Source organism: Virgibacillus byunsanensis, assembly GCF_042675965.1.
GTDB classification, from domain to species: domain Bacteria; phylum Bacillota; class Bacilli; order Bacillales; family Amphibacillaceae; genus Virgibacillus_R; species Virgibacillus_R byunsanensis.
In genome coordinates this window covers 1-15,943 of record NZ_JBHTKJ010000014.1, presented here as the reverse complement: position 1 = coordinate 15,943, position 15,943 = coordinate 1, and the positions used below count along the sequence as shown (strand labels likewise).

At 37.7% G+C, this 15,943-nt stretch carries 13 protein-coding genes, 1 rRNA gene and 1 other annotated feature; all 14 genes read left to right on the top strand.

Annotated elements, in window-relative coordinates:
• Positions 1–99: ribosomal RNA gene (gene rrf, locus ACFQ3N_RS07240) — 5S ribosomal RNA — on the top strand; the annotation flags it as partial.
• 734 nt (positions 100–833) lie between these two features.
• On the top strand, positions 834–1,532 hold the full coding sequence (locus ACFQ3N_RS07235) for an MgtC/SapB family protein (RefSeq protein ID WP_390360975.1): 699 nt from the start codon (positions 834–836) through the stop codon (positions 1,530–1,532).
• A gap of 226 nt (positions 1,533–1,758) precedes the next feature.
• The gene (locus ACFQ3N_RS07230; protein WP_390360973.1) at positions 1,759–2,226 is read left to right on the top strand and encodes a CtsR family transcriptional regulator; all 468 of its coding nucleotides are present in this window, start codon (positions 1,759–1,761) and stop codon (positions 2,224–2,226) included.
• A 17-nt stretch (positions 2,227–2,243) separates the two neighbouring features.
• The gene (locus ACFQ3N_RS07225) at positions 2,244–2,786 is read left to right on the top strand and encodes a UvrB/UvrC motif-containing protein (RefSeq protein WP_390360971.1); all 543 of its coding nucleotides are present in this window, start codon (positions 2,244–2,246) and stop codon (positions 2,784–2,786) included.
• Positions 2,783–3,847, top strand: a complete 1,065-nt coding sequence (locus ACFQ3N_RS07220; protein WP_390360969.1) for a protein arginine kinase — start codon at positions 2,783–2,785, stop codon at positions 3,845–3,847. Before ACFQ3N_RS07225 ends, ACFQ3N_RS07220 begins: the two co-directional genes overlap by 4 nt.
• A 16-nt stretch (positions 3,848–3,863) precedes the next feature.
• Complete coding sequence (gene clpC / locus ACFQ3N_RS07215; RefSeq protein ID WP_390360967.1) at positions 3,864–6,293, top strand: ATP-dependent protease ATP-binding subunit ClpC; 2,430 nt, start codon at positions 3,864–3,866, stop codon at positions 6,291–6,293.
• 231 nt (positions 6,294–6,524) lie between these two features.
• Entirely contained in the window at positions 6,525–7,898 is a 1,374-nt protein-coding gene (gene radA, locus ACFQ3N_RS07210) for a DNA repair protein RadA (RefSeq protein ID WP_390360966.1), read from the top strand.
• 184 nt (positions 7,899–8,082) lie between these two features.
• Complete coding sequence (locus ACFQ3N_RS07205) at positions 8,083–9,180, top strand: PIN/TRAM domain-containing protein (RefSeq protein WP_390360964.1); 1,098 nt, start codon at positions 8,083–8,085, stop codon at positions 9,178–9,180.
• Between the two features lie 634 nt (positions 9,181–9,814).
• Entirely contained in the window at positions 9,815–11,284 is a 1,470-nt protein-coding gene (gene gltX, locus ACFQ3N_RS07200) for a glutamate--tRNA ligase (protein WP_390360963.1), read from the top strand.
• A 44-nt stretch (positions 11,285–11,328) separates the two neighbouring features.
• Positions 11,329–11,541: a binding site (T-box leader), on the top strand.
• Between the two features lie 200 nt (positions 11,542–11,741).
• Positions 11,742–12,389, top strand: a complete 648-nt coding sequence (gene cysE, locus ACFQ3N_RS07195; protein ID WP_390360960.1) for a serine O-acetyltransferase — start codon at positions 11,742–11,744, stop codon at positions 12,387–12,389.
• A 1-nt stretch (position 12,390) separates the two neighbouring features.
• Positions 12,391–13,791 carry a cysteine--tRNA ligase gene (gene cysS / locus ACFQ3N_RS07190; protein WP_390360958.1) on the top strand — a complete coding sequence of 467 codons (1,401 nt, stop codon included), beginning with the start codon at positions 12,391–12,393 and terminating at the stop codon, positions 13,789–13,791.
• 2 nt (positions 13,792–13,793) lie between these two features.
• Positions 13,794–14,189: a Mini-ribonuclease 3 gene (locus tag ACFQ3N_RS07185; RefSeq protein WP_390360956.1), complete on the top strand. Its 396-nt coding sequence runs from the start codon at positions 13,794–13,796 to the stop codon at positions 14,187–14,189.
• A 2-nt stretch (positions 14,190–14,191) separates the two neighbouring features.
• Positions 14,192–14,935 (top strand): 23S rRNA (guanosine(2251)-2'-O)-methyltransferase RlmB, encoded by a 744-nt coding sequence (gene rlmB / locus ACFQ3N_RS07180; RefSeq protein ID WP_390360954.1) that lies wholly within the window; start codon positions 14,192–14,194, stop codon positions 14,933–14,935.
• Between the two features lie 2 nt (positions 14,936–14,937).
• Complete coding sequence (locus tag ACFQ3N_RS07175) at positions 14,938–15,447, top strand: NYN domain-containing protein (RefSeq protein WP_390360952.1); 510 nt, start codon at positions 14,938–14,940, stop codon at positions 15,445–15,447.
• Positions 15,448–15,943 lie beyond the last annotated feature (496 nt).

Genomic DNA, 15,943 nt, shown 5'->3' with positions numbered 1-15,943 from the left:
AGAGGACACACCTGTTCCCATACCGAACACAGAAGTTAAGCTCTCCAGCGCTGATGGTAGTTGGGGCTTTGCCCCTGCAAGAGTAGGACGCCGCCAGGCAATAAAAAGGCTAAGATACATTAATTGTATCTTAGCCTTTTTTTGGCAGATAAGAAAGTATAAATCTTTCTTATCTGCATAAATGCAACTAAGGCTTGGTGATAAGCCAAGTTTTCTAATTTTTGATTTTAGTAACTGCACCACATTTATTATTTTCAACATCATAATTCCACCATGGTGCATGTGGCCATTGGGGAGGATAAGTCTAATTTAAAATCAGGCTTCAATCGCGTTTGCAAATTCACTATCTGTATTTTGGAAGGCTTACAATTCGGCAATCACCTGATTTTGACTGGCTTCTTCAAAGTGAAATTCGAATAATAACACTTATGCCTTAGTTGCACTTATGCAGAATAGCAAAGTTTTCTTTTCTATTCTGCCTAGAAAACGCAGGCGCACTACCCGGGGAATTCGGACATGCGCTGTTCCCACAGGACTAGGAAGGCTACGAAAGCAACACATTGCACGAGGAAAATGCGTATGCACTTTCTAGGAGTCAACTCCTACAGCGAAAATCAACCATCATCTCAAGTTACGCCGAAATTTATATCAACTATAAAGATGAAAAAGCAACAATGCGTGCATAAAACAGCCTTTGGTACTAATCATTCTATAGTATGCTGTAATATCCCTTTATAAGGCTAAAAAAGTTTCTTAAATTTTCTCACTATATATTTATTGTAATTTCATATAAAATAAAAGGATATATATAAATTAGATGGGGAGGGAGAAGGATGAGTGAATTGGTTGATCAAATTCTTGGTGAACACTTTCTTATAATAATGGTACGTGTGTTAATAGCGTTACTATTATCTGGCTTAATTGGTTTTGAACGAGAGTTAAAGAACCACTCTGCTGGTTTTCGTACACATATATTAGTTGGTGTTGGAGCATGTTTAATGATGCTACTTTCGTTATATGGATTTGAGGCATTCATAGATAAATATGATCACGTTCGTTTTGATCCTGCAAGAATTCCTTCTTACGTTATAAGTGGTATTGGCTTTTTAGGAGCTGGAACAATTATCGTAAACGGAATGACAATTCGCGGTTTAACCACAGCAGCATCTATCTGGACAGTTGCTGGTTTAGGCCTTGTTGTCGGAGCAGGGATGTATGCTCCTGCAGTATTTACCACCTTTATCATATTGCTTAGCTTAGTGTTTCTAAACAACTTTGAAAAAATATTTACAAAGGGTCGTTCTTCACATTTAATTGAGATTATCGCGTTGCCTGGATTACAAGTAAATAAAATTGTCTCTGTTTTTGAGATGTTCGATTTAAATATTAAACAAGTTGAAATTGAAAAGGAAGAAGATAATCTAAGAAACATATTTATAAAAATTGACCATGACCCCTCGCTCGATCGAATCCGATTATTTGAGGAATTATCAAATATTAATCAAATTAAAAACGTAATTGAGAAAAAATAATTACATCTCCCCAGAAAACCTTACACGATTATCACACTGTAAGGTTTTTGGGTTACTGCTTTTTTGAGTGTTTTGTTTTTATAAGCTTTGTCTACAATAGGTAAAGACTATTAGTTGCATCTCACTTATTTTTGCGTATAATTAAAAATATAGTCAAAGATAGTCAAAGTCAAAAGCATATTATAAATAGTTGGTTAGCTCATAAAGGTAAAAAGGAGGTGGGCTCGTGGGTAATGTGTCAGATGTTATTGAACAGTATTTAAAAAAGGTTTTGCAAACAGCTGGTCACAATGTAATAGAAATTAAACGAAGTGAAATCGCGGATCAATTTCACTGTGTACCATCGCAAATTAATTACGTGATTAATACACGCTTTACTGTGGAAAAAGGATATATAGTAGAGAGTAAACGTGGTGGTGGAGGATATATTCGGATTATTCGTATTATGTATCAGGAGAAAGCAGAACTAATTGATGAAATTATTGAAATGATAAATCCAAAAATTACCCAACAGGCCGCTGTTGATGTTTTAGAGAGGCTTCTTGAAGAAGAGCTGATTACTGAACGTGAAGCGAAGCTCATAGTAAGTGCAATAGGCAGGGAAACGTTAGCTTTTCAGTTACCTCTACGGGATGAAGTTCGTGCACGGATATTAACATCTATGTTAACTACATTGAAATATTTAAATAAGTAAAAAAGGGGGAAGTCGTTATGGAATGCCAAGAATGCCAAAAGCGGCCTGCCACACTTCACTTTACACAAGTTATTAATGGGAATAAAACAGAAGTACACGTCTGTGAAGTATGCGCAAAGGAAAAAGGGTATATGACATATCCTGAAGAAGGGTATTCACTTCACAACTTGTTATCTGGTTTGTTTAATTTTGATTCATCATCCATAGGGGCGAATAGTAATCCAACATTTAAGCAGACGAAAGAATTACAATGTCCGCAGTGTGAAATGACCTTATCTGAATTTAAACGGGTTGGAAAATTTGGATGTGCAGAATGTTATCATGCATTCTCAGAGAGACTGGACCCCATTTTTCGCCGAGTCCATAGTGGGAATACAAAACATCATGGGAAAATTCCAAAGCGAAAAGGCGGTAATTTACATGCCAAAAAGCAATTGGAATCATATAAAAAAGAGTTACAAACGTTAATTGAAAAAGAAGATTTTGAGGACGCTGCAAAAGTTCGTGACAAAATTAGGGGCTTAGAAACAGAAATGCGAAAAGGTGGTGATGATTCATGACGCTACAGCATTTTATGAATGAGGCAATTAGTCCTTGGATGCGGGAAGAAGGCCCGGATAGTGATATTGTTTTAAGTAGTAGAATCCGTTTAGCTCGAAACTTTTCGCAAGTGTCATTCCCGATACTAGCTAATCAAGAAGATTTGGAAGAGATTCATCAGTTTTTTCAAAAAGAATATAACGATAAGTCTTTTCAGGATAATAAAAGTTTTGGGTTTGTGGCTATTCGTGATTTGACCCCAATCGAGAAACGGGTGTTAGTGGAAAAACATTTAATTAGTCCTCATCTGGCGGATCAAGCGCAGGCTGCAGCAGCACTTATTTCTGAGAATGAAAAGATATCTGTCATGATAAATGAAGAAGATCATATTCGAATTCAGCTTTATTTTCCTGGGTTTCAATTAAATAAAGCACTAAAAAAGTCATTTGAATTTGATGATTTTTTAGAGGAAAAAGTTAATTACGCATTTGATGAGACGAGAGGATATTTAACTAGCTGCCCAACTAACGTAGGTACCGGAATGCGTGCGTCGGTAATGATGCATTTACCGGCATTGGTGCTGACCCAACAAATTAATCGAATGATTCCCGCTATAAATCAACTAGGGCTTGTGGTACGTGGTATATATGGTGAGGGTAGTGAGGCAGTAGGTAATATTTTTCAAATATCAAATCAAATCACACTTGGAAGATCAGAACAGGATATTGTTGAGGATTTGCAAAGTGTTGTCCAACAATTAATAGAACATGAAAGAAATGCAAGAAATAGATTAGTGGAACAATCTAACACGAGGTTGGAAGATCGGATCTATCGTTCGTATGGTATTCTTGAGTACAGTCGAATTATCGAGTCAAAAGAAGCTGCAAAATGTCTCTCAGATGTACGGCTTGGGATCGATTTGGGTATTATAGAAAATGTACAACGAAATATACTTAATGAATTAATGGTTCTTACACAGCCTGGATTCTTGCAGCAATATGCAAAGAAAACATTAACTGCAAATGAACGAGATATACTTCGCGCCTCACTAATTCGTGAACGTATATTATTAGAGAAATAAGTAGGAGGAAAGTTATATGATGTTTGGACGTTTTACAGAAAGAGCTCAAAAGGTATTAGCCTTATCACAAGAGGAGGCAGTACGTCTGGGTCATAACAATATTGGCACAGAACATATTCTTTTAGGACTTGTTCGCGAAGGTGATGGTATAGCTGCAAAGGCTTTACAGTCCTTAGGCCTGGAAGTGTCAAAAATACAAGAAGAAGTAGAGAAGTTAATCGGTGTTGGTAAACAGCCAATGCAAACGATTCATTATACACCACGCGCGAAAAAGGTTGTGGAGTTATCACAGGATGAGGCAAGAAAGCTTGGACATTCATACGTAGGTACTGAACACATTCTTTTAGGTTTAATCCGTGAAGGTGAAGGTGTTGCGGCTCGCGTATTAAATAATCTCGGCGTAAGCCTAAATAAAGCCAGACAACAAGTATTGCAGTTGTTAGGCAGTAACGAATCTCAAGCAGGTCGTCAAGGCAGAGGTCAGGCATCCAGTAGTGCTAATACTCCAACGTTAGACTCACTCGCTAGAGATTTAACGGTAATTGCAAAAGAGGGAAATATTGACCCTGTTATTGGCCGCAGTAAAGAAATTGAACGGGTAATTCAGGTGTTAAGTAGACGTACGAAAAACAATCCGGTTTTAATCGGTGAACCAGGGGTTGGTAAAACAGCCGTTGCTGAAGGATTAGCACAACAGATTATAGACAATGAAATTCCCGAAACTCTTCGTGATAAGCGTGTTATGACACTTGATATGGGTACTGTTGTTGCGGGAACGAAGTATCGTGGTGAATTTGAGGATCGTTTAAAAAAGGTTATGGAAGAAATACGTCAAGCAGGTAATATTATCTTGTTTATTGATGAATTGCACACGCTAATTGGAGCAGGCGGTGCTGAAGGTGCTATTGACGCATCAAATATTTTAAAACCATCACTAGCTCGTGGAGAATTGCAGTGTATTGGTGCAACAACGATGGATGAATATCGTAAATATATTGAAAAAGATGCAGCATTAGAACGAAGATTTCAGCCAATACAAGTCGATGAACCAACACTTGAAGAAACAATTAAAATTTTAGGTGGCTTACGTGATCGTTACGAGGCACATCACCGTGTGACAATTACAGATGAAGCAATTGAAGCAGCAGCTAACTTGTCTAGCCGGTACATTACTGATCGGTTTTTACCTGATAAAGCAATTGATCTTATTGATGAAGCTGGGTCTAAGGTTCGCTTGCAATCCTACACTATTCCGCCAAATCTAAAGGAATTAGAACAGAAATTAGAAGAAGTGCGTAAAGAAAAGGATGCAGCTGTACAAAGTCAGGCATTTGAAAAAGCAGCCTCATTACGTGATTCGGAACAAAGGTTACGTGAAGAATTAGAGGAAACAAAAACTAAATGGAAAGAAAAACAAGGGCAAGAGGATTCAGAAGTAACAGTTGAAGATATTGCCGATGTTGTTTCCATATGGACTGGTGTACCAGTTTCTAGATTAACTAAGGACGAAAGTGAACGTTTATTAAATATGGAAGACACGTTGCACAAACGCGTTATAGGTCAGGAAGAATCGGTTAATGCTGTCTCAAAAGCAATACGCAGAGCTCGTGCTGGATTAAAGGACCCTAAACGTCCAATTGGCTCCTTTATTTTCTTAGGACCTACAGGGGTAGGTAAAACGGAGCTTGCGCGTGCATTAGCTGAAACGATGTTTGCCGATGAAGAGGCAATGATTCGTATTGACATGTCTGAGTACATGGAAAAACATTCAACTTCACGTTTAGTAGGTTCTCCTCCAGGTTATGTAGGGTATGAAGAGGGTGGACAGCTTACAGAAAAGGTTCGTAGAAAACCTTACTCTGTTGTATTACTAGATGAAGTGGAAAAGGCTCATCCAGAAGTGTTTAACATTCTTCTGCAAGTACTTGAGGATGGTCGCTTAACGGATTCAAAAGGTCGTGTTATCGATTTTCGTAACACCGTTCTAATTATGACTTCCAACGTGGGGGCAAATGAGTTAAAACGTAACAAATATGTTGGCTTCAGCCTTGGTGAAGAAGGTCAAGAATATAAAGATATGAAGAAAAAAGTTACTGATGAAATGAAAAAAGCATTTCGCCCTGAGTTTTTAAATCGTATTGACGAAATGATTGTCTTCCATTCATTAGAGAGAAAGCATATGAAAGATATAGTGACGTTAATGGTCGAGCAATTGAAAACTCGTTTGAAAGAACAAGATATCGTTTTCTCTTTAACAGATAAAGCTATTGAAAAAATTGCCAATGAAGGATTTGATCCGGAGTATGGAGCAAGACCACTCCGCAGGTCAATACAGAAGAATATTGAAGATTTATTATCAGAGGAATTACTGAAGGAAACAATTGCAAAAGGTCAAAAAGTAAAAATCGGGTTAAATAACAAAGGTGAATATGTTATTTTGCCCTAAAAGTGAACTTTAGAATAAATAGTTAAAAAAGCTAGAAGGAATCAACCTTCTAGTTTTTTTCCTACTATGCACATTTTAAACGAGTGATAAAATATGAGTAGCTGTGGTTTTCAATACTGATTGTGGCAGAATTATAGTATAAATATTAATAAATTGATAAAAAGATGTAACGTTTACGTTATGTTAATCGTATTAATTTACAGATAGGATAGATATAAGGGGATGTAAGTGGTGGCTAAACGTAAATCGAAGTATGTTTGTCAAGACTGTGGATATGAATCTGCTAAATGGATGGGGAAATGTCCGGGTTGCAATAACTGGAACACATTAGTTGAGGAATTGGAATCATCTACTGTGAAAAGCAGGCATACATTAGGAAGGGACATGAACACAGTTAGTAAGCCTGAAAGAATAACAGAGATTGAATCACAAGAAGAACCGCGTGTTACAACCTCGATGGAAGAATTTAATCGGGTGCTTGGTGGTGGGATTGTACCAGGCTCATTAGTACTTATAGGTGGAGACCCCGGGATAGGTAAATCAACACTGTTACTTCAGATATCATCTCAACTAGCAGAAAAACAGTTACCAGTGCTATATATTTCTGGTGAGGAGTCTACTAGACAGACAAAACTACGAGCAGAACGACTAGGTGTTAAAGCAGATTTATTATACGTATTAGCAGAAACGAATTTGTATGATATTGGAAATCAAATCGAAAAATTAAAACCATCCTTTGTGGTCATTGATTCGATACAAACCATTTTCAGAGAAGAAGTCACTAGTGCACCAGGTAGTGTATCGCAGGTTCGTGAATGTACAAGTGAACTAATGAAAATAGCTAAAACAAAAGGTATTCCCATTTTTATTGTCGGGCACGTAACGAAGGAAGGTGCCATTGCAGGGCCACGATTGCTTGAGCATATGGTTGATGCAGTCCTTTATTTCGAGGGAGAAAGACATCATACATTCCGTATTTTGCGTGGCGTAAAAAATCGTTTTGGAAGTACAAATGAAATGGGTATATTTGAAATGAAAGAAGAAGGTTTACGTGAAGTGTTAAACCCTTCTGAAATATTTTTAGAAGAACGTTCACATGGTGCGGCTGGATCAACGGTTGTAGCATCTATGGAGGGTACAAGACCTGTATTAGTCGAGATTCAAGCATTAATTTCACCGTCAAGCTTTGGTAATCCGCGCCGGATGGCAACAGGGTTTGATAATAATCGTGTGCCATTACTAATGGCAGTGTTAGAAAAACGTGTAGGCTTAATGCTACAAAACCAAGATGCCTATATTAAGGTAGCAGGTGGTGTGAAACTTGATGAGCCCGCCATTGACCTTGCTGTTGCAGTTAGTATTGTATCTAGCTTTCGAGATCAGCCTACTAAACCAGATGATATATTTATTGGGGAGGTGGGGTTAACAGGAGAAGTGAGACGGGTTTCTAGAATAGACCAGCGTGTTCAGGAGGCTGCCAAACTCGGATTTAAGCGCGTTATTTGTCCAAAAAAGAATTTAGATGGATGGATGATACCAGAAAACATTCAAGTTATCGGTGTAAATACAGTTCAAGAAGCATTAGAAGTTGGCGTTTTAAGGTAAATAGAAGAAACTCTAGTAAAATTAGATTGACATTGATATACGGTTATGATAAAATTTTATATTTGCAAATTGACTGATTTTTACAATTGTGCTATTATTTATTTGTTATCATAGAGGTAAATTATTATAAGTTGGATTATTTTATATAAAATTAGGTAATAATAACGGTTAGGAGGTGACGGTGGTGCTGAAAAAAATCGTACATTTATTTTTTGTAATTGCCGGTGGTACCATTGGATATTTATATATACCAGATATTATTAAGTTATTAGATTTTACAGAAGCAAGTTGGGTTGCTTCCCCGTATTTAGGTACATTATTAGGTGCAATTATATTATTTCTTATCACGTATTGGATAACAGATTATATTGTTGGATTTTTACGTTGGGTAGAAGATGCGCTGATCAAAGTACCAGTAGGAGATTTGTTTTTTGGTAGTTTAGGATTAATTGTCGGATTGGTAATTGCCTTTTTGATCAATATTCCGTTAACAGACATACAAATTGAACTTGTTTCGCAAGTTATTCCACTCTTTTTAACTATACTATTAGGTTATCTTGGTTTTCAGGTTGGATTTAGACGACGGGATGAATTCATCAATTTGTTGACGATCAATCGTAAAGAAAAAGAAAAACGTAGAGGTACTGATGTAGATAATGCAGAAACAAACCAGCCAAAAGCAAAAATATTAGACACAAGCGTCATTATTGATGGGCGTGTGGCTGATATATGTCAAACTAGCTTTTTGGAAGGAACGATTGTTATTCCACAATTTGTTTTAGGAGAGTTGCAGCATATCGCTGATTCCTCAGATGTCTTAAAGCGTAATAGAGGACGTCGTGGTCTGGATGTATTGAACCGGATTCAAAAAGAGTTACCGGTGAAAGTTGAGATTTATGAGGGTGATTTTGAAGAAATATCAGAGGTAGATAGTAAGCTGATAAAACTAGCAAAAGTAATAAATGGTATCGTTGTAACGAATGATTTTAATTTGAATAAAGTGTGTGATCTTCAAGGTGTAGATGTTTTAAATATTAATGACTTGGCAAACGCAGTCAAACCAGTTGTCCTACCTGGGGAAGAGTTAATGGTACAGGTAATCAAGGATGGAAAAGAACATAACCAAGGTATCGCCTATCTGGATGATGGTACAATGATCGTTGTTGAAGAAGGTAGAGATTATATCGGAAAAACGATTGAAGTGCTTATCACAAGTGTTCTACAAACATCTGCAGGTAGAATGATCTTTGCTAAACCAAAATTACTTGAAAAAGCACTGTAAAAAAGGTATAACTTTAAGAGGACAATAAAAAGTGATAACAGTAACATGTTATCGCTTTTTGTTATACGAATATAAAAGCTAAACTAGCTCGTTTAGACCTCTGCAGTGGGTTGTTCTGTTATTAGTTGGGTGTGGCTGAGATAGTAGGTATTACAGTCTATACTTTGTTATACTAAAAGTAAGCAAACAATGAATTAGGTTTCTAATAAATATATGGTTGTTTTTAAGTAAGGCTGCTTTCGCACGCATTGTTGCTTTTTCATCTTCATAGTTGATATAAACTGTGACGTAACTTTAGGCTTATTTCTAAGAACGCGTGCTATTGCCGCCGTCCGGGATCGCTACGGACGGATGCTTTCCGCGGGCACGGCCTCAGCCTCCTCGAGAAAACCACTCTGCGGGGTCTTCGGACACGTGCTGTTCCCGCAGGAGTCACCGCCCTCCGCTCACCCGAACTGGTAAGGTGTTTTATCAATACAGATACAGTCCCACGACAGTAACGGAAATAACAGCGAAGTGTATTTCCGTAGCGGTAGGTTAACCTTCACATCAAGTTACGTCGCAGTCTATATCTATTCTCTCAGAAGCAACAATCTTTACGAAAACAGCCTTAAGAAAAGAAAGGGGTATTACCATGACAAATCAAGTTCGTGTACGTTATGCGCCAAGTCCAACAGGTCATTTACATATAGGAAATGCGCGTACGGCATTATTTAATTATCTGTACGCTAAGCACTTTGATGGAAAGTTTATTATTCGGATTGAGGATACAGATGATAAAAGAAACGTAGCTCAAGGTGAAGAAAGTCAGCTTATGTTTTTAAAATGGTTAGGAATTGAATGGGATGAAGGGGCAGATATCGGTGGTGATTTTGGGCCTTATCGCCAAATGGAACGTTTGGATCTATATAACAAATATGTAAATGAGCTACTTGAACGTAATTTAGCATATAAGTGTTACATGACAGAGGAAGAATTAGATGCAGAACGAGAAGAACAGCGTGCAAAGGGACAAGTTCCTAAATATTCTGGAGCACATTGTAATTTAACAGAAGACCAAATAGCTCAGTTTGAAAAAGAGGGGCGTCAACCAAGCATACGTATACGAGTTCCTAAAAACCATACGTACACTTTCCATGATATAGTCAGAGGTAATATTACATTCGAATCAAGTGATTTTGGTGATTGGGTTATTGTGAAGAAAAATGGTATTCCGACATATAACTTCGCAGTAGCAATTGATGATCATTTGATGCAAATTTCTCATGTATTGCGCGGGGAAGAGCACATTTCAAATACTCCAAAACAAATGATGGTTTATGATGCGTTTGATTGGGAAGCACCTCAATTTGGGCATATGACTTTAATTCTTAATGAAGAACGTAAGAAGTTAAGTAAACGAGACCAGCATATATTACAATTTATTGAGCAATATCGAAATTTAGGTTACTTGCCAGAAGCATTATTTAACTTTATTACATTGTTAGGCTGGTCACCAGTTGGTGAGGAAGAAATATTTGATAAGAAAACGCTTATTGATATATTTGATCCTGAACGACTATCAACATCTGCGGCTATTTTTGACCGTCATAAGTTAAAATGGATGAACAACGAATATATTAAAGCAACTGATCTTGAAACGGTTATTGAATTGGCAATGCCACACTTAATCGAAGCTGGTAAACTACCTGAAGACATGGATGATGAAAAAAGGGCTTGGGCTGAAAGTGTCATTACCTTATACCGGGAGCAAATGAGGTATGGTGCGGAGATAGTAGAGTTAACGGAGATGTTTTTCAATGAATCGATCAGTTATGATGAAAGTGCAATGGCTGTGCTAAAAGAGGAGCAAGTACCGGAAGTACTACAGGTTTATGCGGATAAACTAATTCATTTAGATGATTTCACTAAAGACTCCATTAAAGCTCAAATCAAAGCAACGCAAAAAGAGACTGGCCATAGAGGGAAGAAGTTATTTATGCCAATTCGTGTTGCTACAACTGGCCAAACACATGGACCTGAACTTCCAATGGCAATTGAGTTATTAGGTAAAGATGTAATTTTAGCTCGGTTGGACAACGTTTTAAAACAATTAGGAGCTTAATTAATTCACATCCTGGGCAAAATGTAATATAGTATTAATACAATAATTGAACGCTGAAAAGGAAAAGTAAAAGATGTATAGCTTATCCAGAGAAAATCACCATAGGCTGGGAGTGATTTTAAGCATTATCTTTGAAGTGCCCCTTGGAGTCCGTTATGGAAGTAATGTACATAACGGCGGTACTCTCCCGTTACGAGAGCACAAGTTGGGAGAAGGTCCTCCAAACAGAGTGGAACCGCGTGATAAGCGTCTCTGTGTAATGATTACACAGGGGCGTTTTTTTGGTATAAGGAAGTATAAGAGCTTTCTTATCTAAGTGTAAGGTCTTTCGCCATTAAGGCTTGGCGATAACCGAGTTTTCTAATGTAGATTAGCTATCTAAACGCTTACTAAAAACAGGAGGACTGTTATGTTCTTCAATTAATACAGAAAGTCTAGGTAGGGGAGGTAATATGTAATGGGGATGTTTAAACGAATGAAAGAAGATATGGGTGTTGTATTTGAGCAGGATCCGGCAGCACGGACTTATGTGGAAGTATGTTTAACCTATTCAGGCTTGCATGCTATATGGTCACATCGGATTGCGCATGCTTTATATAGACGACGATTATTTTTTTTAGCACGTGTCATATCACAAGTAAGTCGCTTTTTTACAGGTATTGAAATTCATCCTGGTGCTAAGATCGGTAGACGGTTTTTTATCGATCATGGTATGGGTGTTGTTATTGGAGAGACGTGTGAAATAGGTGATAACGTTACCGTTTTTCAAGGAGTAACCCTTGGAGGAACAGGTAAAGAGAAGGGGAAGCGGCACCCAACAGTTAAAGATAATGTACTTATATCAACGGGTGCTAAAGTACTTGGTTCTATTACAATTGGTGAGAGTTCTAAGGTAGGTGGAGGATCAGTAGTACTGCACGACGTACCGGATCATTCGACCGTTGTAGGGATCCCAGGAAGAGTGGTTATTCAAAATGGAGAGAAAATACGAAGGGACTTAGATCACCATAAAATGCCAGACCCTGTAGCTGACCGATGTGATCAACTACAAAAAGAAATAAACGATTTAAAAGAAGAATTAGCAAAGGTGAAGGAAGGTAATTAGAATGTCAGTAACCATTTATAATACGTTAAATCGAGAAAAACAATCATTTCAGCCTCTTCAGGATAATAGGGTGAGTATGTATGTATGCGGCCCTACTGTATATAACTATATTCATATTGGAAATGCACGTCCAGCAATTGTGTTTGATACGGTGCGCAGGCATTTGGAGTATAAAGGATATAATGTTGACTATGTATTAAACTTTACAGATGTAGATGACAAGATTATAAAAGCTGCAAATGAGTTAGGAGAAGAGGTTCAAGATGTAGCAAACCGCTTTATAGATGCCTATTTAGAAGACGTTTATGCCTTAGGTGTAAAAGAGGCAACCTATAATCCCCGCGTTACAGAAACAATGGATGAGGTCATAATTTTTATTAAAGGGCTAGTCGATAAAGGATTTGCGTATGTTGCGGATGGAGATGTGTATTTTAAGCCAAGAGCTTTTGATAACTACGGAAAGCTCTCACAACAGTCTATTGATGAGTTGAGATCAGGTGCCAGAATTCAAATTGGCGAGAAAAAAGAAGATCCGCTTGATTTTGCCCTATGGAAACAGGCAAAACCAGATGAAATCGCTTGGAGCTCACCATGGGGGCTTGGTCGCCCGGGGTGGCATATTGAGTGCTCAGCTATGGCTAAGAAGTATTTAGGAGAAACGATAGATATACACGCAGGTGGACAGGACTTAACATTTCCCCACCATGAAAATGAAATTGCTCAATCAGAGGCAATGACTGGTAAAAGCTTTGCAAATTATTGGATGCACAATGGCTATATTAATATCGATAATGAAAAGATGTCCAAGTCATTAGGGAATTTTGTATTAACAAGAGATCTGATCGAGAAGCATGATCCACATGTGATTCGTTTCTTTATGCTTAGCGTTCATTACCGCAATCCAATTAATTTTACAGAAGAACTTTTGGATAGCGCTAAAATCAGCTTAGATAGAATCAAGACTGCATACCATAACCTAGAACATCGAAAGCAAACAAGTATGAATTTGGAAAAAGATGTTGATAAATGGTTAGAAAAGGTGGAGGGTTTCACAAAACAATTTGAAGCTGAAATGGATGATGATTTTAACACAGCAAATGCTATTTCAGTTCTGTTTGACTTAACAAAGGAAGCCAACTTATATCTGCAGTCAAAGCAAACTTCAACCAAAGTAATCGAATCTTTCCAACAAACGATTCTAGATTTACTCGGTGTGCTTGGTATAGAATTGCAAAACGAAAAAGAATTGTTGGATGAGGAAATTGAAACGTTGATTCAGGAACGAATTGATGCTCGGAAAAATCGTGATTTTAACCGTGCAGATGAAATACGAGATGAATTAAAAGAGAAAAACATATTACTAGAGGACACCCCGCAAGGAACAAGGTGGAAAAGAGGCTAATAATGGAAGATGTTAAACAATTAAAAAGTCTCGCTCTTGCTTACATGGGTGATGCGGTTTATGACTTGCATGTAAGAGAATATCTCATTCGAAAAGGTCAGGTTATGCCCAACCAATTGCATCAAAAGGCGATCACCTTTGTCTCAGGAAAGGCACAGGCAGCAGTTATACTAAATTGGCTGAGAACAGAATTTATTACAAAAGAAGAACAACGTGTGGTTGCACGTGGAAGAAATGCTAAATCTGGATCGATTCCAAAGAACATAAGTGTTCAAACTTACAGATATAGTACTGCGTTTGAAGCATTGATTGGTTATCATTATCTTTCAAAAAATCAAGAACGTGTAGCTGAATTGATATCAGAAGCAATAGCGTTTATTGAAGGGCGGAGTAATTAAGTATGGATCAGGAAATTATTATTGGGAAAAACCCTGTAATAGAAGCTTTAAAATCAGGGCGTTCTGTCAATAAAGTGTTGGTTTCAGAACATCTGAACATAAACCTACAAACGAAATTACAACATCTTGCCAAATCAGCTGATACAGTAGTACAAAAAGTTCCAAAGCATAAAATTGATCAAGTAACAGAAGGGAACCACCAAGGTGTAGTGGCTTACGTTGCGTCTTATGATTATGCCATGCTTGATGATTTATTTAACAGAGCGGAAGAAAGAAAGGAAGCTCCTTTTTTTATCATATTAGATGAACTTGAGGATCCGCATAACTTAGGTTCTATTTTGCGAACAGCTGATGCTACCGGTGTACATGGTGTTATTATTCCCAAGCGTCGATCAGTAGGTCTTACGGCTACAGTAGCTAAAACGGCAGCTGGTGCTTTAGAACATATTCCTGTTGCAAGAGTTACCAACATTGCTAATACAATAGAAGAACTAAAAGAACGGAATGTATGGGTTGTTGGTACTGATGCAGAGGGTACGGAGGATTATAGAGCACTTGATGGCGTCATCCCTATAGCAGTTGTGATCGGTAATGAAGGTAAAGGGATAAGTAGATTAGTTAAACAAAAGTGCGATTGGACAATAAGTCTTCCGATGAATGGCCATGTTTCTTCCTTAAATGCATCTGTAGCTTGTGGGCTGTTGCTTTATGAAGTATATCGTAAAAGGTATCCATTAGGTGAGTAGTAATGATCGTTTTAGTGGTTGATGGCTATAACATTATTGGAGCGTGGGAAGAGCTTCAGCGATTAAAAAAGAAAGACATTGGACAAGCTAGAGATCGCTTAATTGAACTGATGGCTGAATACCATGCATATTCAAACCATCAAGTTATTATTGTGTTCGATGCCTACTTTGTACGAGGGGTTGAAAGTAAGTATAAATCACATAAAATAGAAATTATCTTTACAAAAGAAAACGAAACCGCAGATGAGTGTATTGAAAAACTCGTAAAAACACTAAAAAATGTAAAAAACCAAGTATATGTCGCAACATCTGACTATGCAGAACAACGGACTATCTTTGGACGAGGTGCATTAAGAAAATCTGCTAGAGAGCTATATATTGAATTGAAAAATATTGAAAGAGAAATTGAAAAAGATATAGAAATTCATAAGAAGGAACAGCCTCAGATAAAAATTCCTTTAAAAGCAGATGTTCGGAAGATTTTTGAAAAATGGCGTCGGGGAGATAGGTAATAGATTTAATAATATGGATGAACAGGGATCGGTTCAACCGATTCCTTATTTACAGTCTAGGAAGTTATAGAATTTGAAGTCTGTGGATAATTTATTGACTGTGTAAGCCGCGTCCAGATCCAGCGCCCAACGACTAGTGGGCTTCCTGATCCTCCTTACGATAAGTCAACATCGATTCGCTTAAGCATTAGGAAGGCCGACTAAAAGCGGGCTCCCGGCCCAACGTCGGCATACCCCTATGAAGGGGCATGTTTCCTTTTAAATGAACTTGACTTATCGCCAATAATGGCGAAAGTCAGAGTGAATCTCATGCGGATTTGGAAGATCGACTAACTTCGCCCTTTCGGCGGCAACGTCGACCCACCCGCGATGCGCGGGTGCAGCCCATACGTCGCTAAACGGGCGCTTCGAGCTTTTGTTCCTATCTAGGAAATTATCACTAGCGTTGCATAAAAAAATTTAAAGATTATCAAACGTTTAATTTTGGAATTTATTC